Annotated in this window: 24 protein-coding genes; 15 read left to right on the plus strand and 9 right to left on the minus strand. The window is 68.3% G+C overall.

All coding sequences use genetic code 11. The annotated features are described in order from the left end of the window. The 11 genes from AC1RLW_RS22885 (at window position 1) to kdpE (ending at window position 10,121) form a co-directional block, all read left to right on the plus strand. Window positions 1–339 carry a hypothetical protein gene (locus tag AC1RLW_RS22885; RefSeq protein WP_369645511.1) on the plus strand — a complete coding sequence of 113 codons (339 nt, stop codon included), beginning with the start codon at window positions 1–3 and terminating at the stop codon, window positions 337–339. Between the two features lie 187 nt (window positions 340–526). Beyond that, window positions 527–1,177 (plus strand): hypothetical protein, encoded by a 651-nt coding sequence (locus AC1RLW_RS22890; protein ID WP_493195218.1) that lies wholly within the window; start codon window positions 527–529, stop codon window positions 1,175–1,177. Between the two features lie 213 nt (window positions 1,178–1,390). After that, on the plus strand, window positions 1,391–1,531 hold the full coding sequence (locus tag AC1RLW_RS22895; protein ID WP_172438440.1) for a hypothetical protein: 141 nt from the start codon (window positions 1,391–1,393) through the stop codon (window positions 1,529–1,531). After that, entirely contained in the window at window positions 1,528–1,626 is a 99-nt protein-coding gene (gene kdpF, locus AC1RLW_RS22900) for a K(+)-transporting ATPase subunit F (RefSeq protein WP_056576794.1), read from the plus strand. Before AC1RLW_RS22895 ends, kdpF begins: the two co-directional genes overlap by 4 nt. 1 nt (window position 1,627) lies before the next feature. Beyond that, window positions 1,628–3,427, plus strand: a complete 1,800-nt coding sequence (gene kdpA, locus AC1RLW_RS22905; RefSeq protein ID WP_493195220.1) for a potassium-transporting ATPase subunit KdpA — start codon at window positions 1,628–1,630, stop codon at window positions 3,425–3,427. Window positions 3,428–3,440: 13 nt separating this feature from the next. Next, entirely contained in the window at window positions 3,441–5,549 is a 2,109-nt protein-coding gene (gene kdpB, locus AC1RLW_RS22910; protein WP_493195222.1) for a potassium-transporting ATPase subunit KdpB, read from the plus strand. A 13-nt stretch (window positions 5,550–5,562) separates the two neighbouring features. Then, the gene (gene kdpC, locus AC1RLW_RS22915) at window positions 5,563–6,162 is read left to right on the plus strand and encodes a potassium-transporting ATPase subunit KdpC (RefSeq protein WP_493195224.1); all 600 of its coding nucleotides are present in this window, start codon (window positions 5,563–5,565) and stop codon (window positions 6,160–6,162) included. Window positions 6,163–6,175: 13 nt separating this feature from the next. After that, entirely contained in the window at window positions 6,176–6,532 is a 357-nt protein-coding gene (locus AC1RLW_RS22920; protein WP_062473825.1) for a hypothetical protein, read from the plus strand. Beyond that, window positions 6,522–6,653 carry a hypothetical protein gene (locus AC1RLW_RS22925; RefSeq protein ID WP_255221096.1) on the plus strand — a complete coding sequence of 44 codons (132 nt, stop codon included), beginning with the start codon at window positions 6,522–6,524 and terminating at the stop codon, window positions 6,651–6,653. Before AC1RLW_RS22920 ends, AC1RLW_RS22925 begins: the two co-directional genes overlap by 11 nt. Window positions 6,654–6,666: 13 nt before the next feature. Beyond that, window positions 6,667–9,411, plus strand: coding sequence for a DUF4118 domain-containing protein (locus AC1RLW_RS22930; RefSeq protein WP_493195226.1), 2,745 nt, complete (start codon window positions 6,667–6,669; stop codon window positions 9,409–9,411). 8 nt (window positions 9,412–9,419) lie between these two features. Further along, on the plus strand, window positions 9,420–10,121 hold the full coding sequence (gene kdpE, locus AC1RLW_RS22935) for a two-component system response regulator KdpE (RefSeq protein WP_062480698.1): 702 nt from the start codon (window positions 9,420–9,422) through the stop codon (window positions 10,119–10,121). A gap of 27 nt (window positions 10,122–10,148) precedes the next feature. Here the strand turns inward: kdpE and AC1RLW_RS22940 are convergent, their stop codons facing one another. From AC1RLW_RS22940 to AC1RLW_RS22950, 3 genes are read right to left on the minus strand one after another with little or no spacing between them, the layout of a single operon-like run. Continuing rightward, complete coding sequence (locus AC1RLW_RS22940; RefSeq protein WP_493195228.1) at window positions 10,149–11,315, minus strand: acyl-CoA dehydrogenase family protein; 1,167 nt, start codon at window positions 11,313–11,315, stop codon at window positions 10,149–10,151. A gap of 45 nt (window positions 11,316–11,360) precedes the next feature. After that, window positions 11,361–12,131 (minus strand): enoyl-CoA hydratase/isomerase family protein, encoded by a 771-nt coding sequence (locus AC1RLW_RS22945; protein ID WP_493195230.1) that lies wholly within the window; start codon window positions 12,129–12,131, stop codon window positions 11,361–11,363. Next, window positions 12,128–13,123 carry a Bug family tripartite tricarboxylate transporter substrate binding protein gene (locus AC1RLW_RS22950; RefSeq protein ID WP_493195232.1) on the minus strand — a complete coding sequence of 332 codons (996 nt, stop codon included), beginning with the start codon at window positions 13,121–13,123 and terminating at the stop codon, window positions 12,128–12,130. The genes AC1RLW_RS22945 and AC1RLW_RS22950 overlap by 4 nt, the downstream gene beginning before the upstream one ends. Window positions 13,124–13,223: 100 nt before the next feature. On the opposite strand from AC1RLW_RS22950, the gene AC1RLW_RS22955 reads away from it, so the two are divergent. Both AC1RLW_RS22955 and AC1RLW_RS22960 read left to right on the plus strand, forming a co-directional pair. Continuing rightward, window positions 13,224–14,459, plus strand: a complete 1,236-nt coding sequence (locus AC1RLW_RS22955; protein WP_493195233.1) for a CaiB/BaiF CoA transferase family protein — start codon at window positions 13,224–13,226, stop codon at window positions 14,457–14,459. 11 nt (window positions 14,460–14,470) lie between these two features. Then, entirely contained in the window at window positions 14,471–15,157 is a 687-nt protein-coding gene (locus AC1RLW_RS22960) for a TetR/AcrR family transcriptional regulator (RefSeq protein ID WP_159279552.1), read from the plus strand. 73 nt (window positions 15,158–15,230) lie between these two features. On the opposite strand, the gene AC1RLW_RS22965 is transcribed toward AC1RLW_RS22960, so the two are convergent. From AC1RLW_RS22965 to AC1RLW_RS22990, 6 genes are all read right to left on the minus strand, one after another. After that, a complete protein-coding gene (locus AC1RLW_RS22965; protein ID WP_492730510.1) occupies window positions 15,231–16,361 on the minus strand; it encodes a zinc-binding dehydrogenase in 1,131 nt (376 codons plus the stop codon). An 89-nt stretch (window positions 16,362–16,450) separates the two neighbouring features. Further along, window positions 16,451–16,990 carry a dual specificity protein phosphatase family protein gene (locus tag AC1RLW_RS22970; protein WP_493195235.1) on the minus strand — a complete coding sequence of 180 codons (540 nt, stop codon included), beginning with the start codon at window positions 16,988–16,990 and terminating at the stop codon, window positions 16,451–16,453. Beyond that, a complete protein-coding gene (locus AC1RLW_RS22975) occupies window positions 16,987–17,487 on the minus strand; it encodes a hypothetical protein (RefSeq protein WP_493195237.1) in 501 nt (166 codons plus the stop codon). Before AC1RLW_RS22975 ends, AC1RLW_RS22970 begins: the two co-directional genes overlap by 4 nt. Then, window positions 17,484–18,626: an MGDG synthase family glycosyltransferase gene (locus AC1RLW_RS22980; RefSeq protein ID WP_493195239.1), complete on the minus strand. Its 1,143-nt coding sequence runs from the start codon at window positions 18,624–18,626 to the stop codon at window positions 17,484–17,486. The genes AC1RLW_RS22975 and AC1RLW_RS22980 overlap by 4 nt, the downstream gene beginning before the upstream one ends. 84 nt (window positions 18,627–18,710) lie before the next feature. After that, complete coding sequence (locus AC1RLW_RS22985; RefSeq protein ID WP_493195240.1) at window positions 18,711–20,156, minus strand: nicotinate phosphoribosyltransferase; 1,446 nt, start codon at window positions 20,154–20,156, stop codon at window positions 18,711–18,713. Window positions 20,157–20,221: 65 nt separating this feature from the next. Further along, window positions 20,222–21,298, minus strand: a complete 1,077-nt coding sequence (locus AC1RLW_RS22990) for a bifunctional nicotinamide-nucleotide adenylyltransferase/Nudix hydroxylase (RefSeq protein ID WP_062480685.1) — start codon at window positions 21,296–21,298, stop codon at window positions 20,222–20,224. Between the two features lie 235 nt (window positions 21,299–21,533). Between AC1RLW_RS22990 and AC1RLW_RS22995 the strand changes: the two genes are divergently transcribed. Then, window positions 21,534–22,802, plus strand: coding sequence for a hypothetical protein (locus tag AC1RLW_RS22995; RefSeq protein WP_493195242.1), 1,269 nt, complete (start codon window positions 21,534–21,536; stop codon window positions 22,800–22,802). An 83-nt stretch (window positions 22,803–22,885) separates the two neighbouring features. After that, window positions 22,886–23,719 (plus strand): pseudouridine synthase, encoded by an 834-nt coding sequence (locus AC1RLW_RS23000; protein ID WP_062480682.1) that lies wholly within the window; start codon window positions 22,886–22,888, stop codon window positions 23,717–23,719. Window positions 23,720–23,721 lie beyond the last annotated feature (2 nt).

A 23,721-nucleotide genomic window follows, 5' to 3' on the forward strand; every position in this document is an offset into this window, starting at 1 on the left:
ATGGGCACCGCGCGGGTTCTTTCGCGCGGCAGCGTCGCGGCCCTGGCGGTCGCGGCGCTTCTCGCGGCGGCAGGCTGTGGCAGCGCCCGCGAGACGCAGCAGATTCCCGTCACCGCGTTCCGCAACTACGGCGCGTCGCCGCTGCAGCACACCTTCTACATCGGCTCCGACGCGCGCTTCCACCGCTTCCAATGGTCCAACGGCAAGCAGGGCGGCACCTGGCTGATCGCGCGCGCCGAGATGGACATCGTCAACGAGAAATCAGCCGATGACCCGCGCGCCGCCCGCGCCGGCTACTTCCTGAGCCGGCGTGACGACGGGCGGTGGATGGCGCACTGAGCCTGTCGCTCGCCCGAATCAGGGCACCACGTCCATGACCACCGGGTAGTAGATGTCATGGACAGGGCCTCCGTCCGGCGTGTAGCGGAACTGAACCTGTGCGCTGTAGCGTTCGGGCGGCAGACATGCACCCGACCCGATCGGCAGATAGCATGCGCGTTCATCCCCCAACCAACTTCGCCCCCGCATGACCCTCTCGACGAGAAACCTGAAGGCGCTTCCAGACATTCCGACGTTGAAGCGACTGACCCAGTCTCTTGCAATGCTCGACGCCATGCTCTCGCCGGAGTGGGAGTACCGGTACTACGCGTTCAACGCCGCGTGGTCGGATGAGGCGGCGATGGCATCGATGCGCAATGGTTCGGGCGATCATTGGTTTGCCATCTTCTGCCAGGCCGGCGTCGCGCTCCACGGGCTTGCGCACGAGGCTCCGGTATTCCGGCCGGGGACGCCATGGCCCGGAATCTTCGAACGGCTGCCGGCGGAGTTCCACGCCAACCTGCTGGAAGAGCCGGCGTTCACGACCAGCGACAGCACCTTCTGTCTCTGGCGCCTGAGCCATGAAGAACGCTGGACTTGCGGACCGGTCGAGCTTCCGCCGGGTGAAGATCCGGATGGCTCCGCCGAGCTGCTTGGCATCCTCGCCGGCCGGCCCGAGCAGTACGTCGAATTCGCGGCTGACTACTACGAACGCGACCTCGACCTGGGCGATGTCGAGGCGATCTATCGGCACCAACCGCTCAGCGATGCGCTCGTCCGACGATTCAATCCCGACCTCGACATGGCGTCGCTCGGAAATGACATCGCCGAGATCGGGTATCCCCGGCAGGTGGACTGACAGGGCCGCGCCATCGGCAACAGTCTTGGCTGTTTGAATGGCTCCGGCCCCTTGCTGGAGCTCGCCGAGACATTCGACGCGACGCACCAGGCGGGCCTCATCCTCTGCGTTGCCCGCGTTTTTACGCTTTCTTTACGGCCCCCCACTCACTCTTTCCCCCGGTTTTACGCACGCCTGCCGAGACTCCTTTCATCTTGTTTGCAGGAGTGATGAATGGACATCGTCTGGATGGGCGCCTTGCTGGCGCTGTGGGTCGTGGTGGCGGCCATGGTCGTCGGGCTGAACCGGCTCGAAGGGCCGCAGAAGCCGCACGCGGGCGTTGATACGACACGCACGCCGGGGGATGCATCGTGATCGGCCTCGAAGTCCTGTACGGCTTCGGCGCGCTGGTCGCCGTGGTCCTGTTCGCGTACCTGGTGTTCGCGCTGATCTGCGCCGAGGAGTTCTGACATGGAAACCTCGGCCTGGGTCTTGCTGGCCCTTTTTCTCGGCGCGCTGCTCGTGCTGGCCTGGCCGTTGGGCAAGCTGCTGGCCGCGCTGTGCGCCGAGCGCGTGCCGCGCTGGATGCAGCGCATCGAAGCGCCGTTGTACCGCCTTGCGGGCACGCAGCCCGAGCAGTCGATGCACTGGCTGCGCTACGCGCTGGCGCTGCTCGCGTTCAACGCCATCGGCGCGATCTTTCTCTATGCCTTGCAACGCCTGCAGGGCGGGCTGCCGTTCAACCCGGCCGGCATGGGCGCGGTGTCGCCCGACTCGGCCTTCAACACCGCGGTGAGCTTCGTCGCCAACACCAACTGGCAGGGCTACGGCGGCGAGTCGACCATGAGCTACCTCACGCAGATGCTCGGCCTGGCGGTGCAGAACTTCCTGTCCGCCGCCACTGGCATCGCGGTCGCTTTCGCGCTGGTGCGCGGCTTCGCGCGCCGCGGTGACGGCAAGGGCCTGGTCGGCAACTTCTGGGCCGACGTGACACGCGTCACGCTGTGGGTGCTGCTGCCGATCTCGTTCGTGCTCGCGCTGTGCCTGGCAGGGCAGGGCGTGATCCAGAACTTCGACGCCTACAAGAGCGTGCAGACGATCGAGGCCACGGCCTTCCAGCAACCGAAGAACGGCCCCGACGGCCAGCCGCTGAAGGACGACAAGGGCGCCCCCGTGATGGAAGACGCCACCACACAGACGCAGACACTGGCCATGGGCCCGGTCGCTTCGCAGGAAGCGATCAAGATGCTCGGCACCAACGGCGGCGGCTTCTTCAACGCCAACTCGGCGCATCCCTACGAGAACCCGACGGCGTTCAGCAACCTGCTGGAGATGCTGGCGATCTTCCTGATCCCGGCGGCGCTGTGCTTCGCCTTCGGCCGCGTGGTCGGCGACCTGCGCCAGGGTTGGGCCGTGCTCGCGGCGATGACGGTGCTGTTCGTGGTGGCCGTGCTGGCCGTCACGCCCGCCGAGCAGGCCGGCAACCCGCTGCTGGGCCCGCTGGGCGTGGACCAGGTGGCCAGCGCGCTGCAAAGCGGCGGCAACATGGAAGGCAAGGAAGTGCGCTTCGGCATCGACGCCTCGGCCCTCTTCGCCGCCGTGACCACCGCCGCCTCGTGCGGCGCGGTGAACGCCATGCACGACTCGCTCACGCCCATCGGCGGCATGGTCCCCATGGTGCTGATGCAGCTGGGCGAGGTCGTCTTCGGCGGCGTGGGCAGCGGCCTGTACGGCATGCTGGTGTTCGCCATGCTCGCGGTGTTCATCGCGGGCCTGATGATCGGGCGCACGCCCGAGTACCTCGGCAAGAAGATCGAGGTGCGCGAGATGAAGCTGATCTCCATCGCCATCCTGGTCACGCCGGTGCTGGTGCTGGCGGGCACGGCGCTGGCGGTGAGCGCGGGTGCGGGCAAGGTCGGCATCGCCAACCCCGGCGCGCACGGCTTCTCGGAAGTGCTGTATGCGCTGACCTCGGCCGCCAACAACAACGGCAGCGCCTTCGCGGGCCTGTCGGCCAACACACCGTTCTACAACGGCCTGCTCGGCCTGGCGATGTGGCTCGGGCGCTTCGCGATGATCGTGCCGGTGCTCGCCATTGCCGGCGCGCTGGCCGCCAAGAAGCGCCTGCCCGTCACCAGCGGCACGCTGCCCACGCACGGCCCGCTGTTCGTCTTCCTGCTGATCGGCACCGTGCTGCTGGTCGGCCTGCTCAACTACGTGCCGGCACTGGCCCTCGGGCCGATCGTCGAACACCTCGTGCTCTGGAAATAAGAAGGAGCGCACCATGACTGCCAAAACCAAAACCTCTCTTTCGCTGTTCGACGCAGCGCTCGTGAAGCCCGCGCTGTGGGGCGCCTTCGCCAAGCTGAACCCGCGCACCCAGTGGCGCAACCCGGTGATGTTCATCGTCTACATCGGGAGCATCCTCACGACGCTGCTGTGGGTGCATGCGCTGAGCTTTCCGGGCGACACCGGCATGCAGCCCGCCTTCGTGCTGGCCGTGACCGTGTGGCTGTGGTTCACCGTGCTGTTCGCCAACTTCGCCGAGGCGCTGGCCGAAGGCCGCAGCAAGGCGCAGGCGGCCTCGCTGCGCGGCCTGCGCAAGGACACCTGGGCCAAGAAGCTGAAGGACCAGCAGCAGCCGCACCACGGTGCGCCGTGGCTGCCCGAGCAGGCGCCCAACCTGCGCAAGGGCGACGTCGTGCTGGTCGAAGCCGGCGACGTGATCCCGCTCGACGGCGAGGTGATCGAAGGCGTGGCCTCGGTCGACGAAAGCGCCATCACCGGCGAATCGGCGCCCGTGGTGCGCGAGTCGGGCGGCGACTTCTCGGCCGTCACCGGCGGCACGCGCGTGCTGTCCGACTGGCTGGTGGTGCGCATCTCGGTGAATCCCGGCGAGTCGTTCCTGGACCGCATGATCGGCATGGTCGAGGCGGCCAAGCGCCACAAGACGCCGAACGAGATCGCGCTGACCATCCTGCTGGTGGCGCTCACCATCGTGTTCCTCATGGTCACCGTCACGCTGCTGCCGTTCTCGGTGTTCAGCGTCGAGGCCGCGGGCGCGGGCACCGTGGTGTCGCTCACCGCGCTGGTCGCGCTGCTCGTGTGCCTGATCCCGACCACCATCGGCGGCCTGCTCTCGGCCGTGGGCGTGGCCGGCATGAGCCGCATGATGCAGGCCAACGTGATCGCCACCTCGGGCCGCGCGGTGGAAGCCGCCGGCGACGTCGACGTGCTGCTGCTCGACAAGACCGGCACCATCACGCACGGCAACCGCCAGGCCAGCGCCTTCCTGCCCGCGCCCGGCGTGCCCAAGGGCCGCCTCGCACGCGCCGCCATGCTCGCCTCGCTGGCCGACGAAACGCCCGAAGGCCGCAGCATCGTCGAGCTCGCACGCCGCGACGGCCTGGAGGCCGCCTCCGTCGACGTGCTGCGCTATGTGCCCTTCACCGCACAGACCCGCATGAGCGGCGTCGACCTGCCGGCCGCGCCCAACAGCCTGGACACCGATGCCATCGTGCTGCGCAAGGGCGCGGTCGATGCGGTGCGCCGCCATGTCGAATCGTTCGGCGGCACCATGCCGGCCGAGATGCTGCGCGCCGCCGAAGAAACGGCACGCCGCGGCAGCACGCCGCTGGCCGTGGCCGAAGGCAACCGCGTGCTCGGCGTGGTCGAGCTCAAGGACATCGTCAAGACCGGCATCCGCGACCGCTTTGCCGAGCTGCGCCGCATGGGCATCAAGACCGTGATGATCACGGGCGACAACAAGCTCACGGCCGCCGCCATTGCGGCCGAGGCCGGCGTGGACGACTTCCTGGCCGAAGCCACGCCCGAGGACAAGCTCGCGCTCATCCGCAAGTACCAGGCCGAAGGCCGCCTGGTCGCGATGACCGGCGACGGCACCAACGACGCCCCCGCGCTCGCGCAGGCCGACGTGGCCGTGGCCATGGGCAGCGGCACGCAGGCCGCGAAGGAGGCCGGCAACATGGTCGACCTCGACTCCAACCCGACCAAGCTGCTCGAGGTGGTGGAAACCGGCAAGGCGCTGCTCATGACGCGCGGCTCGCTCACCACCTTCTCGATCGCGAACGACGTGGCGAAGTACTTCGCGATCATTCCGGCGATCTTCGTGTCGACCTACCCGCAGCTCGGTGCGCTCAACGTGATGCGCCTGGCCAGCCCGTCGTCGGCCATTTTGTCGGCGGTGATCTTCAACGCGCTCGTCATCGTGTTCCTGATTCCGCTGGCGCTCAAGGGCGTGCGCTACCGGCCGGTGGGCGCCGCCGCGCTGCTGCGCCGCAACCTCGCCATCTACGGCCTGGGCGGTTTGCTCGTTCCCTTCATCGGCATCAAGTTGATCGACTGGCTGCTGGTTGCAGTCCATCTGGTCTGAGGAGTTCTTCATCATGACAAGCCACAACAACAACGGCGGCATCGTCCGCCCCGCGCTCGTGCTCTTCGCACTGCTGAGCGCATTCACCGGCCTGCTCTACCCGGCGGCCGTCACCGGCGCCGCGCAGGCGCTGTTCCCCGCGCAGGCGGCGGGCAGCCTGGTGATGCGCGACGGCAAGCCGGTCGGCTCCGCGCTCATCGGCCAGAACTTCAGCGACCCGAAGCACTTCTGGGGCCGCCCGTCGGCCACCGCGCCGCAGCCCTACAACGCCAGTGCTTCGGGCGGCTCCAACCAGGGCCCGCTGAACCCCGCGCTGGCCGATGCAGTGAAGGCACGCGTCGAAGCGCTGCGCACGGCCGATCCGGGCAACACCGCGCCGGTGCCGGTGGACCTCGTCACGGCCTCGGCCAGCGGGCTCGACCCCGACATCAGCCCCGCCGCCGCGCACTACCAGGCCGCCCGCGTGGCGCGCGAACGTGGCGTGCCGATCGATCAGGTGAACGCGTTGATCGTGCAAAACACCCAGAAGCCGCTGTGGGGCGTGCTGGGCGAATCGCGCGTCAACGTGCTGGCGCTGAACCTGGCGCTCGATGCTTCTTCGGCGGTGCGTTGAGGAGAAAACAACCATGGCCTATGCCGCCTACCGTGAACATCCTGTCGCCGTCGTGCGAAGTCCGATCGCGCCGCGCACGACGCAGTTCCATGTGCTCGACGTCACCGTCTGCTGCGCCGACGCGTTGCGCGTGCGCCGCAGCATTGCCGCCTGCGCCGAGGCCGGCGTGGTGCGCTGCGAGCCGCTGCTGCATGCCTGCAGCTCGCAGGAGAGCGATGCGCCCTGCGTGCGCCTGATGATCCGTTTCCCGACCGCGCGCTATGCCGAGGTGCTGCACCGCCTCATCGAGTGCGTGCCGTCGGGCGAGATCGGCCGGCTCATGAGCTGGCGCGATCACCTCGCGCGTTGCGGCCTGCGCCATGGTCACTGACCTGTTGCACGCGCTGCTGGCCATGGCTGCGCTGTTCGTGCCGCTGGGCTTCGCCTGGTGGGTGCTGTCGCGCACCGCACGCCGGCATGAACGGCGGCGCAAGAACGGGCCGATGCGCTAATCTGCACTCCCCCATGCCCGAGACCCGCCCCGACCCCGACGCCCTGCTCGCGCAACTGCGCAGCGACGAGGCGCGCGCGCTGCGCGGCAAGCTGCGCATCTACTTCGGTGCCAGCGCGGGCGTGGGCAAGACCTGGGCCATGCTCAGCGCCGCCCGGCGCGAGCGCGAGGCCGGGCGCGACGTGCTCATCGGCGTGGTCGAAACGCACGGCCGCAGCGAGACCGCCGCGCTGCTCACGGGGCTCGACACGCTGCCGCTGCGCGAGCTGCCCTACCGCGGCCGCACGCTCGCCGAGTTCGACCTCGACGCCGCCCTCGCGCGCAAGCCCGCCGTGCTGCTGGTCGACGAACTCGCCCACACCAACGCGCCCGGCTCGCGCCACGCCAAGCGCTGGCAGGACGTGCAGGAGCTGCTGGCCGCCGGCATCGAGGTGTGGTCGGCGCTCAACGTGCAGCACCTGGAAAGCCTCAACGGCACCGTCGGCGCCATCACCGGCGTGCGCGTGCACGAGACCGTGCCCGACACCGTGCTCGACGAGGCCGACGAGGTGGTGCTGGTCGACGTCACGCCCGACGAACTCACGGCGCGGCTCGCGGCCGGCAAGGTCTACCTGCCGCAACAGGCCGAGCGCGCCGCACAGAATTTCTTCCGCAAGGGCAACCTGATCGCGCTGCGCGAGATCGCCCTGCGCCGCACCGCCGAGCATGTCGAAGACGACGTGCGCGGCTGGCGCGTCGAACAGTCGGGCCCCGGCGGCAACGGGCAGGGCGGTGCGGCGCTGCAGGCCTGGAACACCTCGGGTGCGATCCTGGCCTGCGTCGGCCCGCACGAGGGCGCGGCGCAGACCGTGCGCACCGCCGCGCGGCTCGCCGGCCAGCTCAACGTGCGCTGGCATGCCGCGTACGTCGAGACGCCGCGGCTGCAGCGCCTCGATGCCGCGCAGCGCGACCGCATCCTCGCCGTGCTCAAACTGGCGGAGGAACTGGGCGCGGCCACGGCCGTGCTCACCGGTGCGGATGTGGCGGAGCAACTGTCCGAGCAGGCGCGGCGCCTGAACTGCGCGACGCTGGTCATCGGGCGCGCGGAGCCCGTGCGCGGCTGGCGGCGCTGGTGGGGCGCGTCGGCCGTGCCGCTGGCCCGCGCGCTGGCGCAGCGGGCACCGGCGCTCGACATCCTCGAAGTGGGCCGCGCCGACAGCGCGCGCCGCCTGTCGCAGGCGACGCTGGTTGCCACGCAGGCCGACGACGACGACGAACGCGCGCAGTCGCGCTGGCCCGGCTACGCCTGGGCCGCGGCCACCAGCATCGCGCTCACGCTGCTGTGCACGCCGCTCACGGGCGTGCTGGAGCTGTCCAACATCGTCATGCTGTTCCTGCTCGGCGTGGTGGGCGTGGCGATGCGCTTCGGGCGCGGGCCTTCGGCGCTGGCGGCCATGCTCAACGTGGCCGCCTTCGACTACTTCTTCGTCGCGCCGCGCCTGTCCTTCGCGGTCAGCGACGTGCAGTACCTGCTGACCTTTGCCGTCATGCTCGGCGTGGGCCTGCTGGTGGGCCAGCTCACGGCCGGGCTGCGCTTCGCGGCCGGCGTGTCGACCAGCCGCGAGCGTCGCGCGCGCTCGCTGTTCGAGCTCACGCGCGAACTCTCGGCCGCGCTCGAAAGCACCCAGGTCGTCGCGCTCGGCGCCGCCGCCGTGCAGGCCCATTTCGGCGGCCATGCGCGCGTGCTGGTCACCGACGCGGCCGACCAGCTCGTGCCCCCCGCCGACCCGCCGCCCGGCTTCGACGCGCAGGTGGCCGACTGGGCCTTCCGCCACGGCCAGCCCGCCGGCCTGGCCACCGCCACGCTCGCCGCGCAGCCTTGGCACTACGTGCCGCTGCGCGCGCCCATGCGCGTGCGCGGCGTGCTCGCGCTGTGCCCGGCCCGTCCGCGCTGGCTGCTGATTCCCGAGCAGGCGCAGCAGCTGGACACGCTGGCACGCCAGATCGCCATCGCGCTGGAGCGCGTGCACTACGTCGAAGTCGCGCAACGCGCCGTGGTGGAGATGGAATCGGAGCGCCTGCGCAACGCGCTGCTCGGCGCCATCTCGCACGACGTGCGCACGCCGCTCACCGCGCTCATCGCATTGGCCGAGTCGCTGCAGACCCTGCCGCCCGAAGAACACGGCGAGGCCGCGCGCGCCATCGTCGCGCAGGCCCATGCCCTGCATGCGCTGGTCAGCAACCTGCTCGACATGGCGCGCCTCGAAAGCGGCGTGGCCGGCGGCACCGTGAACCTGCGGCGCGACTGGCAGTCGGTCGAAGAGGTGGTGGGCGCCGCGATCCGCGCCGCGCGCCCCGCGCTGCGCGGCATGGTGGTGCAGACCGCGTGGGACCCCGAGCTGCCGCTGGTCGAGTTCGACGCCGTGCTCATCGAGCGCGTGCTCGTCAACCTGCTGGAGAACGCCGCCAAGTACGGCGCCGCACCCATCGAGGTGGGTGCGCGCGCGGAGGCCGGCACGCTGGTGCTCACCGTGCGCGACCACGGCCCCGGCCTGCCGGCCGCGCTGCACGGCCGCGAGCAGACCCTGTTCGACAAGTTCACCCGCGGCGAAGCGGAATCCGCCACGCCCGGCGTCGGCCTCGGCCTGGCCATCTGCCGCGCCGTGGTGAGCGCACACGGCGGCGAGATCAGCGCGGCGAATGCGCGCGACGGCGGTGCAGAATTCACCGTCACCTTGCCGCGCCGCGAGCCACCCGAACCCGCTGAAGCCCAGCTCTGAAATCCGCCATGCCATCCCCCACCGCCATCGTGATCGAAGACGAGCCGCAGATCCGCCGCTTCGTGCGCGGCGCGCTCGAGGCCGAAGGCTGGCAGGTGCACGAGGCCGGCACGCTGCGCGACGGCCTGGCGGCCGCCGGCACGCGCCAGCCCGACCTGCTGGTGCTCGACCTGGGCCTGCCCGACGGCGACGGCGTATCGTTGATCCGCGATGTGCGCGGCTGGTCGCAGGTGCCGATCATCGTGCTCTCGGCCCGCACCGACGAAGCCGACAAGATCGCCGCACTCGACGCCGGCGCCGACGACTACCTCACCAAGCCCTTCGGCACGGGTGAGTTGCTCGCCCGCGTGCGCGCCAACCTGCGCCGCCCACGCGCCGCGGGCGGCAACGGCGACGAACCGGCCGCCGAGGCCGTGTTCCGCTTCGGCGAGATCGAACTGGACCGCGCCGCACGCATCGTGCGCCGCGCCGGCGCCGAGGTGCACCTCACGCCGACCGAGTACCGGCTGCTGTCGGTGCTGGTGGCCAACGCCGGCCGCGTGCTGACGCAGCGGCAACTGCTGCGCGAGGTGTGGGGCCCGTCGCACACGGACCAGAGCCACTACCTGCGCATCTACATGGGACATCTGCGACAGAAACTGGAGGCCGATCCGGCGCAGCCGAAGCATCTGTTGACGGAGACGGCGGTGGGGTACCGACTCGTCGTCTAGGCATGGCCGGCGAGTGCCGGCCTCCCGTCAGCGCCTCAGGCCGAGCAGCTCGCGTGCAACCACCCAGCGGTGCACTTCGCTCGGACCTTCGTAGATCCGCATCAGGCGCGCTTCGTTGGCCATCTGATGCAGTGGCATTTCCTTGGTCATGCCCATGGCGCCGAACATCTGCATCGCGTGGTCGATCACTTTCCCCGCCATCTCCGTGGCGAACACCTTGACCATGGAGACCTGGCTGCGCGCCTCGTCGCCACGATCGATGCGCGCGGCTGCTTCGTAGGTCATGAGTCGGCAGGCGTGAATGCGCGTGGCCGCGTCGGCAATCCACCATTGCACCGTCTGGCGTTCGGCGAGCGCGGCACCGAAGGTGCTGCGCTGCGGCGCGTACTCGCACATCATGTCGAGCGCGCGCTGGGCGCGGCCCACGCACCATGCGGCCATTTGCAGGCGCCGGCTCGACAGGCGCGCCTGCATCGGCGCGAACCCCTGGCCTTCCTGGCCGAGCAGGCGTGCATGCGGCACGCGACAGTCTTCGAGCAGCACCTCGTAGGTCGAGACGCCGCCGATCATGGGGATGCGACGCTCGACGCGAAAGCCCGGGGTCTGGCGATCGACGATGAACGCCGAGATGCCTGGACGGCCCGGCTTGGTCTTGTCCGTGACGGCCATGACGATGGTCCAGTCCGCGCGTGCGGCGCGGCTGATCCAGATCTTGCGGCCGTTGAGAACCCAGTCGTCGCCGTCGCGCACGGCACGCGTCGACATGGCCGAAGGGTCGGCGCCTGCGCCAGGCTCCGAAATGGCGATGGCCGAAACCGTCTCTCCGCGTGCGTAAGGGGCCAGGTAGGCGGCGCGCTGCGCGTCGTTGGCGGCGGTCAGCAGCATCCGCAGGTTGGGCGAGTCGGGGGGCAGCTCGTAGGGCGTGATGGTCTTGCCGAATTCTTCGTTCACCCCGACCATCGCCACCACCGGCAGGTCGAGGCCCTCCATTTCGGCGGGTGCATCGAGGCCCCACAGGCCACGGGCCTTCGACACGGTGTCCAGCCGCGCGTGCTCGTCGGCCGACAGCTCCCAGGGTTCACCGGCGGCCTCCCGCTTCAGCAGGGCCGGTTCCAGCGGCAGCAGGTCTTCGCGCACGAAGCTGGCGACGAGCTCCTTGAGCGTCTGGTGTTCGGGGTCGAGTTCGAAATTCATTCAGGTACTCCGTCGTTGTCTGTGCAAAGCTGATCGAGTGGTCGCTCAGCGACCGGTGAAGCGCGGCGTGCGGCGTTCGGCCATGGCCTTGACGCCTTCACGGAAGTCTTCGCTCAGGAATTGCACCTGTTGCTCGGCCAGCTCCCGTTGGTTGATTGCGCGCACGTCCTGCGCGCAGCCGGCGCGCAAGGTGGCGCGCGTGCTCTGGACCGCGAGCGGCGCCGACACGGCGATTTCCTGGGCGAGCGCCTGGGCGCGGGCCAGCACCTCGTCCGTCGTCACCAGTTCGTCGACCAGGCCGATGGCCAGCGCTTCGGTGCCGTCGATGCGGCGGCCCGTGTAGAACAGCATCGAGGCCCGCTGCATGCCGATCAGGCGAGGCAATGTGTGGCTCAGACCGAAGCCGGGGTGAAAGCCCAGCCGGTTGAAGTTGACGCTGAACCGCGCCTGCGCACAGCTCACGCGAAAGTCGGCCACCAGCGCAAGCCCGACGCCCGCGCCCACCGCCGAGCCTTGCACCGCTGCGACCAACGGCTTTCGAGCGTCGAAAAGCCGCATGGCGTGGGTGTAGAAGTCGGCGGGGTCGACGGCCTGGCCGCCCGAGGGAACGCCCGAGAAGTCGGCGCCGGCACAGAACGACTTGCCTTCGGCCGCGAGCACGATGGCGCGGCAGTCCGCATCGTCGTCGAGTGCGGCCAGGCGGTCGGCCAGGTCGCGCATCGTGGCGGCATCGACAAAGTTGTGCGGGCCGCGCCGCAGGGTCAGCGTGACGACATGGGCGTCGCGGCTTTGGGAAATGGAGGGCGAATCGGTCATTGGAGTTCAATCCTTGCGGCCGCCGCGATGCGCTTCCAGACGGCGATCTGTTCGCGCTGGAAGTCGCGCAGTTCGTCCTGGCCGCCTTTCATCGTGATCACGTTCTGCCTGGCGTAGAACTCTCTCGTCTCGGGCATGGCGAGGATCTTCACGAACATGTCCGACAGCTTGTCGACCACCGGCTTCGGCGTGTTGGCCGCCACGGCGACGCCCGTCCACGTGTCGGCGCTGAAGCCGCCGATGCCCTGTTCCTGCGCGGTGGGCACATCGGGCAGGCCGGCAAGGCGCTGGTCGGCCGCAATGGCGAGTGCGCGGATCTTGCCGCCGCGCAGCAATTCCATGGTAGCGGTGATGTCGGAAAAGCCCAGATCGGTCTGCCCGGAGAGCGTGGCGTTGACTGCATCGGGCGCGCCCTTGTAGGGCACGTTGAGCAGCTGGATGCCGGCCTTGTCGGCGAACAGTTCGCCCATGAGCTGGTAGGCGGCCGACCCCGATGCATAGGTGCGCTGCCCGGGCTTGGCGCGCGCCGCATCGATCAGGTCCTTGAGTGTCTTGTAGGGCGAGTTGGCCGGCACGATGAGCACGATGGGCGAGCGCATGAGCGTCGAGACCGGGGCCAGGTCCTTCACCGGGTCGTACGGCAGTTGCTTGAACAGCGCCACGTTGGTGGCCAGCGTCGAGTTGCTGCCCATCAGCAGGGTGTAGCCGTCGGCAGGCGCGGAGGTCACGGCCTTCACGGCGATGAAACCGTTGGCGCCCGCGCGGTTCTCGACGATCACCGGCTGTCCTGCCAGCTCGCCCAGCTTTCGCGCGAAGAAGCGTGCGCCGACGTCGGTGCCGGAGCCGGGCGGAAACGGTACGACGAAATGGATCGGCTTGGACGGATAGGTCGCGGCGGCCTGTTGTGACTGGGCCTGCGCGAACGGTGCCGCGGCGGATGCCAGCGCGGCCGTGAACGCCGCGGCGCGCAGCATCTTCGACAAAGGGGTCATGAACGTGTCTCCTGTGGTGGAGGCCGGATTCTATGAAGTTACTTGTTGATCGACAAGCAAGTTGATAAGATGACCCTCACCACATCAGCAGAGAACCTTCATGGAAAAACGGCCCCCCACGACACCAGCGGCGAGCGGACCGCTCAAGGGCGTTCGCGTGCTCGACCTGACCTCGGTCGTGCTCGGACCCGTTGCCACGCAGATCCTGGGCGACTATGGCGCCGACGTCATCAAGGTCGAGCCGATCGAAGGCGATCTGATGCGCGCCAACGGTGTGTCGCGCCACGCCGGCATGAGTTCGATCTTCCTGGCCATCAATCGCAACAAGCGCTCCCTGGCGGTCGACCTCAAGAGCGCCGAAGGCCGGCAGATCCTGCTCGAACTCGCGGCGGACGCCGATGTCTTCGTGCACAACATGCGCGTTCCCGCCATCGAACGCCTGGGCCTGGGCTACGACGCGCTGCGGGCGGTACGCCCCGACATCGTCTACTGCGCGGCCACCGGCTTCGGCCAGGACGGCCCGGACCATGCCAAGCCGGCGTTCGACGACATCATTCAGGCCGCCAGCGGTGTCGCGGGGCTGATGTGGCAGTCCACGGGAACGGCCGACTACGTGCCCACGCTGATGGCCGACAAGACCACCGGCATCGTGGTCGTCAATGCGGTGCTTGCGGCACTGTTCCATCGCGAGCGCACCGGAAACGGCCAGTACGTCGAAGTGCCCATGCTCGAGACGATGGTCGAGTTCACCATGGTGGAGCACATGGGCGGGCTCGCCTTCGATCCGCCGACTGCACCCGCCGGCTACGGGCGCGTGGTGAGCGGCGGGCGCAAGCCGGCACCGACGTCGGACGGCTACATCGCCATGCTGCCGTACAGCCCGCAGCAGTGGCTCGCGCTGTTCCGCCGCGTGGGACGGGAAGACCTGGCGGGTGCCTACGACCTGTCGGACCGGCACAAGCTCAACGCGAGCGTTCGCGAGCTCTATCGCGAGCTCCACAGCCTGACACCGACGCGCAGCACCGCCGAGTGGGTCGCGATCTGCGAAGAGCTCGACATTCCCGCCACGCAGATCTGGCGCATCGACGACCTGCCCGAGCACCCGCACCTGAAAGCGGTCGGCATGTTCCAGCCGATGGACCATCCCTCGGAAGGCGCCCTGCAGACCACGCGGCCGGCCACGCTGTTCGGCGCCACGCCGGCGCAGATCCGCAGCGGTGCGCCGCTGCTCGGGCAGCACTCGAACGAGATCCTCGGGGAGTTGGGCTATGCCGGCGACCGGATCGACCGGTTGCTCAGCGCCGGCGTGGTGAAGGATGCCGCATCGCGTCGTTAGACTTCGGGCCCATGAGGACTGCCGCCAAATCGCCGAACACCACGCTCCCTCGCCGAACGCAGATGGAGCGCCGCGCAGCGGCTGAGGCACGCCTGCTGGAAGCGGCCCGCGAGATCGTGTCGCGCAAGGGGTGGGTCGGGATGACGCTCGCCGAAGTGGGCGAGGCGGCCGGCTACAGCCGGGGCCTGGCGGCGCATCATTTCGGAAGCAAGCCTGCGCTGCTGCGTGCGCTGGCTGCCTACATCAACCAGAACTTCATGCACGAGCTCGAGCGCAGCCCACCGGCCGACGAGGGCATGGCATCGTTGCTTTCCTTCGTGGACGTGTACCTGGGACGCGCCGATGGCGGATGGACCAACACCCGCGCCTTGCTGGTGCTGATGGCCGAGGCCACCACCGACGATTCCGAAACCGGCGAAAGCCTGGGGCGCTACAACCAGAGCGTGATCGACTTTCTGGCGTTGCACTTCCGGGCCGCCATCGCTGCAGGCGAAATGCGAAAGGGCGTCGATCCCGCCACCGCCGCCGTCATCGTGCTGGGGGCGCTGCGTGGCGTGATGCTGCAGGCGCTGTTGAAAGAATCGACGGTCGATTTGCGCGCGGTGCAAAAAGAGCTGTCGACGATGATTGTTCAAAGCTTCGCGCAAGACCCCGACGCATGGCAGGGGGCCCGCAGCCGCAATTCGCGGCCGAGGTGAGGCGCCACGCCGGCTGAATCGAGTCGAACGCCGGGTTGCGGGCCGGGCCGATGGGCTTGCGCCCAGGCAGGTGTCAGCCCGCCAGCCCCTTGTTTGGATTCAGCAGGAACTTCTCTCCCGTCGCCTGCTTCCCATACACCCCGATCGCATCCAGTTGCAGCGCCTCGACCAGCGACACCTCCCGCGTGTAGTGGCTCGCAAACGTCGTCTTCAACTCAGCCACGACGCGCGAACGCAGCCGTTGCGTGCCTTCATCGCCCAGCTTCTGCAGGAACGGGAACAGCAGCCAGCCGCCCATGCCCCAGGCCATGCCGAAGTTGCGCACGAACTCGGTCGGGCTGCGGTCCAGGCCGCCGTAGATGTAGACCTGCTTGTGCGTGGTCGAGCCGTAGCGGCTGTATTCCTTGGCGGTGCGGTTCAGTGCCGCTTCCATGCAGCCGAGGATCTGGCCGGCCAGCTTGCCGCCGCCCGTGGCGTCGAAGGCCAGCGTGGCGCCGGTGGCGACCAGCGCGTCGGTCAGTTGTTCGAGGAAGTCCGGCGAGCTGGCGTTGCACACGTACTTCGCGCCGATGCTGCGCAGCAGCGCTTCCTGCTCGGGCTTGCGCACGATGTTGACGAGGTCGATGCCGTCCTTCTGGCAGATCTTGTTGAGCATCTGGCCCAGGTTGGACGCGGCTGCGGTGTGCACCAGCGCCTTGTGGCCTTCGCGCTTCATGGTCTCGACCATGCCCAGCGAGGTCAGCGGGTTCACGAAGCACGACGCGCCCTCGGCCGGCGTGGTGCCCGCCGGCAGCTCGAGGCACATCGCCACGGGCACCGCGCGGTACTGCGAGTACATCGCGCCGCCGATGGCCGCCACGGTCTTGCCCAGCAGCGCCTGCGCAGCCGGCGACGAACCGGCCTTGACCACCACGCCCGCGCCTTCGTTGCCCACCGGCATCGACTGGTCGAGCCGCGCTGCCATCGAGGCGCGCGCGCGTTCGGGCACCGTGGCCGTGACGACGGGGCGATCGGCCGTGCCGGAGGCCACGGCCGTGCTCATGTCGGCGGCGCCGAAGAGCAGGCCAAGGTCCGACGGGTTCATCGGCGAGGCCTCGACGCGGATCACCACCTCGTGGGCCTGCGGTTCGGGCATCGGGTCGTCGTGCAGGGAGAGTTCGAGTTCGCCGTTGGAACGGACGAGGGAGCGCAGTTGGAGTGCCATGGGAAAGCCCCTGTGAAAGGTCGTTCGGAGATGGCCATCGGCCACGGGGCGGCCAGTATAGGAGCGGGTGCGCGCGCCTGCTGGCGCCTTCAAGACACCATGGGGATCACCGGGGCATGGGCCAGCGCGTGGCGCATCCGCAGCGGATCGAGCCGCTCGATGTAGCGCGGAATGTTGCGCCACAGCGTGTGGTACCCATAGCCGCCGCGCAGCATCTCCTGGCGCGCGCTGTCCTTGTCCCAGTCCTGCACGGCCATGCGGTAGACGGCCGCCACCACGCCCGTGCGGTCGGCGCCGTGCATGCAGTGGATGAGCACCGGCCCCTGCTTTTCGGCCTCGCGCATCGCGATCAGCGCGCGCAGCACCTTGGCATCGTCGATCGACCAGGTGTTGATCGGCACGCGCACCAGCCGGATGCCGCTGCCGGCAAACACCTTCCGGTCGTCGTTGAAGGAACGCAGGCTCACGACGGTGCGGATACCCAGCGACTGCAGCGCCGCCACGTTGGCGCGGCGCGGCTGCGCGCTGCGGTACAGCGTGGGCGTGATGCGGTGCAGGTTCTCGACCTGCAGGGCGTCGAGCGGATCGGCCCAGTGATCGGGGCGCAGGTCGGCGGTGTCTTGCTTCATCGTGCGCGACGAGGCCAGTGGCGACGCACCAGGATCAGCAGCGCCACCGCGAGCCCGCCCCAGTAGTCGACCGGCGCGCCCCACAGCCAGTGCTTGTGCCAGAAGGCCTTCACGGGGTTGAAGTTCTCGAAGCCGAAGGCCGGGTTGATGAGAAACCACAAAAAGTCTTCGCAGACCCAGAACACGATCAGCCCCGCGAGCGCCAACCCCCAGTCGCGCAAGGTCCAGCGTCCCTGGAAGGCCAGCGGCGAGAAGAACACGAGCATCATGAAGGTGAACACCCAGGCGTGGTACCCCGTCATCGCGCGGCCGCCCCAGAACAGGTCGAGCCAGACGTTGTTCTCGATGCGCCAGGTGGGCAGCGAGGTGGCCCAGCCGGCGCCGCCTTCGATCTGGATCTCGGCGTTGGCGAAGAAGAACGCCATCGTCACGACCCACGCGAGGTAGACCAGCGTGCGGCCGATGGGGGGCCGCAGTTCCGTGGCGCCGACGCTCATTCGGCAACGCCCAGCACGCGCTGCAGCACCGCGCGCGCGGCCTGCGGCTTGCCCAGCGCGCGGCTGCGCGCGGCCATGGCCGCGAGCTTGGCGGGGTCGGCCATGAGGCGCGCCACCTTGTAGTCCAGGCCGATGGCGTCGTAGGCCAGCCAGGCGGCGCTTTCTTCCATGAGGAAGCCGGCGTTGTGCTCTTCCTGCCCCGGAATCGGCGAGATCAGCAGCATCGGCTTGCCCAGCGCCAGGCACTCCGACACCGTGAGGCCGCCGGGCTTGGTCACGACCAGGTCGGCCGCGGCCATCATCTTGTGCATCTCGTTCGTGAAGCCGACGGCCACCACGCGGCCCGGATGGCGCTGCGACAGCGCTTCCAGCCGCGCGTGGGCTTCGGCGTTGCGGCCGGCCACGGCGATGACCTGGAACGGCGTGTCGCCGCCCAGCGCCAGCACGCGCTCGACCATGCTCGGCAGGTCGCCCACGCCGGCACCGCCCGAAGCCATCAGCAGCACCGGGCGCGCGGGGTCCAGGCCCAGCGCACTCGCGCAGGCCGCGTGCGCGAGTTCGGGCGCATCGGGCTCGGAAAAGGCCGGCATCACCGGAATGCCCGTGACATGCACGCGCTCGGGCGAAATGCCGCGCGCGCGCAGCCGGAAGGCGACTTCTTCCGTGGCCGCGAGGTAGCCCGTCATGCCCGGCACCAGCCACATGTTGTGCAGGTCGTAGTCGGTGATCTGCAGCCACACGGGGCACTCGATGCGGCCCCGGTTGCGTTCGCGCATCAGCAGCTCGGCCGGCAGGAAGTGGGTGCAGATCACGGCGTCGGGCTTGGCGCGGCGGATCTCGCGCACCAGCGCGCCGGTGCTCAGGCGCTCGATGCCGCGGCGCAGCCGCTGCGAGGGCGCGTGGTGCGGCGTGACGTCGGTGCGCTGGTGCAGGTACGACCACAGCTCGGGCGCGCGGTTCACCAGCTGCAGGTACCAGTCGGTGTACACCTTGCGAAAGCCCGCCGGCACATGGGCCATGGCGTCGACATGCACCGCGGTATGCGGCGCGAACGACTGGGCGAGGGTGGCTTCGAGCGCCTGGGCGGCGCGCACATGGCCGTTGCCGGCGCTCACACTGAGGATCAGGAGTTTGGTCATGGATTCGGCGGTCTGGTCGCCGGATTATGGACATGCCATGTGGCACGGCCGGTGCACACGCGCCGTGCTGGAAGGATCACCGCCTCAGAGCGGCGCCCGCGACGTGACGAGCTGATTCACGCCGGCGGCCGCCCGCTCGCGAATCGCCTCGAAGGTGGTGTTCGCGACGATGCGTCCGTTCTCGAACACCGTTTGCAGCAGATCGACCTGGCCGCTCGCCAGCGCTTCTTCGCGCAGCGTCTGCACTTCGCCGCGCGCGTTGCGCACCAGCGCGAGCCGCCCCTTCTTCGAGGCCTTGTTCAAATCGCCCACCGGCGACTTGTAGACATCGCGCCACTCGCCGTTCACCTGCATCGCCGAGCACTTCATCGCCCATTGCATCGTGTCGCGGTTGACCTGCTGCAGCAGGCCGCCGCCCATGCCGAAGGAGATGTTCTCGGTCGAGAAGCCGTTGTGGAAGAAGTTCGAGAGGCACAGCCGCAGCGAGTCGAGGTTCACGCCGTCGCCCTGGATGATGCGCACGTTGTTCAGCACACGGAACCCCTTGGCATTCGTCGTGGTGCCGAAGCGTTCGGCCAGGATCTGCGCCACCTTGAGCGTGGTTTCGGCCGGGTCGCCCGAGTCGGGCCGCACCACCAGCGTCGCACCCGAGGCCACCACCTTGGCCTTGAGTTCGTCGCCCCAGATGCGTGCGCAGGCATTGAAGATGTCGTAGCTGTCGCTCACCACGGCGAAGGTCGTGCCGGGCTTGGCGAACCGGTCGACCATGTTGCTGTACGCGTCGGACTCATGGTCGCGGCCCCAGCCCGTGATGGTGCTGTGCTCGGCCGCGGGGATCGAGAAGCCCGCCACGTCGCAGTCGTAGTAACGACGCGCCGCCACCAAGGCCGCCAGCGTGTCGGTGCCCATGAAGTTGACCAGGTGGGCCATGCCGCCGAGCGCCGCCGATTCCAGGCTCGACACGCCGCGCGCGCCGAAGTCGTGCAGCCTGAACGCGATCTGGCCTTGCGGGTCGTCGCAGGTCGCTTCGAGGTAGCGCAGCAGCGTGGTGCGTGCGGCGGCCGAGAGCGTGGCCACCGTGGTCGGGTACCAGATGGCGCGCAGCAATTCGGTTTCGAGAAAGCTCGTGACCCAGAAGAACTCGGGGTCGGTGTTCTCGATGGTCGCGAGCACGTTGTGCACCGGCAGCACGCTGCCCTCGGGGACCGCGCGGATGCGCACGGGCATCAGTCCGTCGTGCTTCTCGATCAGCCGCAGCCACCCTTCGCGGTTGAAGGGTTCGCCGTGCACGGCCATCATCGCAGCGGCCTCCTCGACGTCGCTGCGTGTCACCGGTGTCTGCAGGTACTCGCGCAGGTACGCCTGCAGGCCGAAGAACAGCGAATGGCTGAAGAGCCCGCCGCGCGATTCGATGTAGCTGTGGACGGTCTGCGTACCGGGCGGGTACTGCATCCAGTGCGACACCTTGTAGGAGTCGGTGCGCAGCAACAGGTTGTTGCCCAGGGGCGAGGAGGTGAGGTTGCGGTTCATGTGAAAGCTCCTTTCACGTGGGCCCCGTCAACCGGAGCCCGTTCTTGCTGACAAAGCCTGGTCGTTCAGTTCTTGCCCAGGCCACCCAAAAAATGGTTTGCGATGAAGTAGTGGTCTTCGTAGATGCGGTCCGGCATCCCGAGGAACTCGGCAATCGGCACCCACCGTACGGCGGCCGCGTCGTCGTCGGCACGCACATCCGACAGGCCCGTCCACTGGTTGTGGGCCAGCTCGAAGAAGAAGCCGTGCGTGATCGTGCGGCCGCGCTGCGAGCGGTCGGGCGCATCGAACACATGGCTGGCCTTCATGCTGCCGTTGAGCACGGGCACGGGCACCTTGAGGCGGGTTTCTTCCTTCAGCTCGCGGATGGCCGCGTCCTGCAGCCGCTCGTGCTGGCCGACGAAGCCGCCGGGCAGTGCCCACGTGCCCTTGCCGGGATGGAACTTGCGCTGCACCAGGAGGATGTGGCCCGCCTCGACCACGATGGCATCGACCGTGGTGTAGATCGGCGGAAAGTCGCTGCCCGCATAGCGGTACTTGTCGCGGTAGTCGACGAGGAAGGCGCGTTCGTCGCAGAGCTCGGCATAGTCGGCGGTGCCGGTGAACTTGTCGAGGAAGGCGGCGGTGCCGTCGGGCAGGTCGGCGCGTGCGAGCTGGCCGCGGTTCTCGGGATCGAAATAGAGGTTGCGCACGTCGGTGGCGTTGAGGCTTTCCACGCTGTGCTGGCCCACGAACTCCCAGTGCGGAAAGAGCTTGAGGTAGTAGCTGGAGCTGTCCTTCAGGTGCCCCACCAGCGCGACCTTGGCCTGCGCCGCGGGCACATGGCCGTCCTGCTGGATCAGCCGCTCGACGGCGGACTGGATCGACGCGATCCAGATCTGGTCGTTGTAGGGCGAGTCGCCGACGCCGACGACGCTCACGCGCATCTGCTCGCTGCCGCGCAGGCACGCGCGCACCATGCGCTCGCGTTCATCGAAGGTGAATGGGTCCTTGACGCTGCGGGGCTTGCGGTCGGAGCCGACCACCACGATGACCCGATCGGCGGCGCGAAGGCCTTCTTCGATGAGTCGCTGGTGACCGAAATGAACGGGCTGGAAACGCCCGATGACGATGGCGTACTGAAACTTGCGTGTGTTTGGCATGCTCACTTGGGAATCCCCCAAAAAGGGCGCAATCAACTTGCGCCTGGATTCAGGATAGCACCGGTCTGACGCATCGATCAAGTATTCCGAAGCGCGGGAGGTGTGTGTGCAGTCGCAAGTTTTTCGCACTTGTCCCGATTGGTTGCGAGAAGCGCGGTCGTTTGACCGTTGTTTGCAAAACCTGCAGCGTGAGTGCCGCAGACTTTCCGCTCGTTGTGCGCCAGGTTCTTCGCGCATGCATCAGGCGCTCTCTTTCCGCGCCATTCCATCGTCCGGACCCTTCATCTTCATGTTCACCAACGCCACGCCGCTTCTCGATCAACTGCTTGCCAGTCAGATCATCGACCAGGCGGCCCACGACGCCGCAAAGAAAAAACTCGAAGAACTTGCATTGCCTCGAGAGCCGTTCCACACGCTGGGCACCGGGCTGTTCTGGTTGCTCGACAACGAAGTCGTGTCTGCCGAAGCGCTTGATGAAATCGCCAGGCTCTCTGAACAAGAAGAAGAGGGGGCTTTTGCCAACAACTCCATTCGCAAGCAAGCCGTGGCTGAATTCCTGGCCCACCTCGCAGCACTGCAGCGCGCAAGCTTCGAGCGGCAGTTCTGGTCGGGCATTTTTCCCGGACCTCGCTGGGCTTGGCTGACAGGCGGCGCCGCTGCCGCTGTGTTCGCGGGGTGGTTCTTCCTGGCGCCCGATGCCACGCCAGCATGTGAGGACGAGCGTGTTGCCAGCGCGCTTCGCCGTGCGCTGGTTGATGTCGCGTTCAGCGATTCCAGCAAACCACTGTTCGGTACGGCGGAAGACCGGTCCAATCTGCTGTTTGCAAGGTTCACTCACATCAAGGAGATCGGCTACATCAAGGCCGAGCGATCGCGCGGTTGCGCGGCTACGCTCACCCTGGAGGACGCGTCCCTGCCGATCGGCTTCACCGTGGGGCCCGAGAACGGTGGCAAGGAGATCATGGTGCGCACCGGCGATCAGCGCGTAATCGAGGCCAAGTACAGCCGGGCCAACAAGGATGGCACCGTTTCCGAACTCGGTGCACCGATCGGCAAGGCGCAACTGAGCGCTGCATTTACAAGCGGCGTGGAAGCGTTTGAGAAGAAGACCGCCCCGATCAATGCACCGGCGTTCAAGGAAATGGACCGTCGCCGCGGCATCGACCCCGACAGAAAAACGGTCCAGTCCGTGGAACCGCTGGCAGATTGCCTGGTCGTCGAGCCCGACAAGACGTACGCGTGCCGCCTGCAGGTTCAGTACGTCGACCGTGCCATGAGCATCCTCGGCACGTCGGAGACGCAGGTGGTTCAGGGCGATTTCGAGTTCGTGAAGCAAGGGGCGGGCTGGGCCGTCTCCGACAACTTCTCCCGGCAATACCTGGATGCCATGGTGCGCGGGCGTCTTGCCGCCCTCAAGGGCGATGAAGCGGCTAACAAGCTGGAAGAGATCCAGAAAAATCGCAGCAAGGAAGCCGCATCCACGGACAACGGACGCGTCGAGTGATCGCCGGCTTGCACGACGCGGCAGGCGGCCGATGGCAAACGGCCAGATACTCGCAGGGCGCATTTGCTAGGATTTGCCCCCCCATGACCGAGCCCTCCACCTCCCCCCACGCGCCCGTGCGCCTCAACAAACGCATGGCCGAACTCGGCCTGTGCTCGCGCCGCGAGGCGGACGACTGGATCGCGCAGGGCTGGGTGCGCGTCAACGGCAAGCCCGCCGAGATGGGCGTGAAGGTCACGCCCAACGACCGCATCGAGGTCGACAAGGCCGCCAAGGGGCAGCAGGCGAACCAGGTCACGATCCTCATCAACAAGCCGATCGGCTATGTGAGCGGGCAGGCCGAGGACGGCCACGAGCCGGCGGTCACGCTGTTCACGCCGCAGAACCGCTGGTCGGAAGACAACGCGCGCTTCTTTTTCGGCCCGCAGCAGCTGCGCGGCCTGGCGCCGTGCGGGCGGCTGGACATCGACTCCACCGGCCTGCTCGTGATGACGCAGGACGGCCGCATCGCGCGCCAGCTCATCGGCGAAGACTCGACGATGGACAAGGAATACCTGGTGCGCGTGGCCTACCACGGCCTGGACCAGCCCGCGCCCACCGGCCAGCTGGTGCGCCTGGACGACGACGACCCGGTCACCACCAACGTGCAGGCGGTGTTTCCGCCCGCCATGCTGGCCCGGCTGCGGCACGGCCTGAGCCTGGATGGCCAGGCGCTCAAGCCGGCGCGCGTGGAGTGGCAGAACCCCGAGCAGCTGCGCTTCGTGCTCACCGAAGGCAAGAAGCGCCAGATCCGCCGCATGTGCGAGCTGGTGGGCCTCAAGGTGGTGGGCCTGAAGCGCGTGCGCATCGGCAAGGTGATGCTCGGCAACCTGCCGGTGGGCCAGTGGCGCTACCTGGCGCCGCACGAGAAATTCTGACG

This window comes from Variovorax sp. GW822-FHT04A09 (assembly GCF_058801005.1).

Excerpts from the sequence above, each read along its gene's own strand:
- AC1RLW_RS22940 (WP_493195228.1), bottom strand. The coding sequence starts at position 11,315 with ATGAATTTCGAACTCGACCCCGAACACCAGACGCTCAAGGAGCTCGTC.
- AC1RLW_RS22890 (WP_493195218.1), top strand. The coding sequence starts at position 527 with ATGACCCTCTCGACGAGAAACCTGAAGGCGCTTCCAGACATTCCGACG.
- kdpA (WP_493195220.1), top strand. The coding sequence starts at position 1,628 with ATGGAAACCTCGGCCTGGGTCTTGCTGGCCCTTTTTCTCGGCGCGCTG.
- AC1RLW_RS22925 (WP_255221096.1), top strand. The coding sequence starts at position 6,522 with ATGGTCACTGACCTGTTGCACGCGCTGCTGGCCATGGCTGCGCTGTTC.
- AC1RLW_RS22995 (WP_493195242.1), top strand. The coding sequence starts at position 21,534 with ATGCATCAGGCGCTCTCTTTCCGCGCCATTCCATCGTCCGGACCCTTC.
- AC1RLW_RS22975 (WP_493195237.1), bottom strand. The coding sequence starts at position 17,487 with ATGAGCGTCGGCGCCACGGAACTGCGGCCCCCCATCGGCCGCACGCTG.
- AC1RLW_RS22885 (WP_369645511.1), top strand. The coding sequence starts at position 1 with ATGGGCACCGCGCGGGTTCTTTCGCGCGGCAGCGTCGCGGCCCTGGCG.
- AC1RLW_RS23000 (WP_062480682.1), top strand. The coding sequence starts at position 22,886 with ATGACCGAGCCCTCCACCTCCCCCCACGCGCCCGTGCGCCTCAACAAA.
- AC1RLW_RS22950 (WP_493195232.1), bottom strand. The coding sequence starts at position 13,123 with ATGACCCCTTTGTCGAAGATGCTGCGCGCCGCGGCGTTCACGGCCGCG.
- kdpE (WP_062480698.1), top strand. The coding sequence starts at position 9,420 with ATGCCATCCCCCACCGCCATCGTGATCGAAGACGAGCCGCAGATCCGC.
- AC1RLW_RS22920 (WP_062473825.1), top strand. The coding sequence starts at position 6,176 with ATGGCCTATGCCGCCTACCGTGAACATCCTGTCGCCGTCGTGCGAAGT.
- AC1RLW_RS22955 (WP_493195233.1), top strand. The coding sequence starts at position 13,224 with ATGGAAAAACGGCCCCCCACGACACCAGCGGCGAGCGGACCGCTCAAG.
- AC1RLW_RS22965 (WP_492730510.1), bottom strand. The coding sequence starts at position 16,361 with ATGGCACTCCAACTGCGCTCCCTCGTCCGTTCCAACGGCGAACTCGAA.
- AC1RLW_RS22960 (WP_159279552.1), top strand. The coding sequence starts at position 14,471 with ATGAGGACTGCCGCCAAATCGCCGAACACCACGCTCCCTCGCCGAACG.
- AC1RLW_RS22945 (WP_493195230.1), bottom strand. The coding sequence starts at position 12,131 with ATGACCGATTCGCCCTCCATTTCCCAAAGCCGCGACGCCCATGTCGTC.
- AC1RLW_RS22970 (WP_493195235.1), bottom strand. The coding sequence starts at position 16,990 with ATGAAGCAAGACACCGCCGACCTGCGCCCCGATCACTGGGCCGATCCG.
- AC1RLW_RS22930 (WP_493195226.1), top strand. The coding sequence starts at position 6,667 with ATGCCCGAGACCCGCCCCGACCCCGACGCCCTGCTCGCGCAACTGCGC.
- kdpC (WP_493195224.1), top strand. The coding sequence starts at position 5,563 with ATGACAAGCCACAACAACAACGGCGGCATCGTCCGCCCCGCGCTCGTG.
- AC1RLW_RS22895 (WP_172438440.1), top strand. The coding sequence starts at position 1,391 with ATGGACATCGTCTGGATGGGCGCCTTGCTGGCGCTGTGGGTCGTGGTG.
- AC1RLW_RS22990 (WP_062480685.1), bottom strand. The coding sequence starts at position 21,298 with ATGCCAAACACACGCAAGTTTCAGTACGCCATCGTCATCGGGCGTTTC.
- AC1RLW_RS22985 (WP_493195240.1), bottom strand. The coding sequence starts at position 20,156 with ATGAACCGCAACCTCACCTCCTCGCCCCTGGGCAACAACCTGTTGCTG.
- kdpB (WP_493195222.1), top strand. The coding sequence starts at position 3,441 with ATGACTGCCAAAACCAAAACCTCTCTTTCGCTGTTCGACGCAGCGCTC.
- AC1RLW_RS22980 (WP_493195239.1), bottom strand. The coding sequence starts at position 18,626 with ATGACCAAACTCCTGATCCTCAGTGTGAGCGCCGGCAACGGCCATGTG.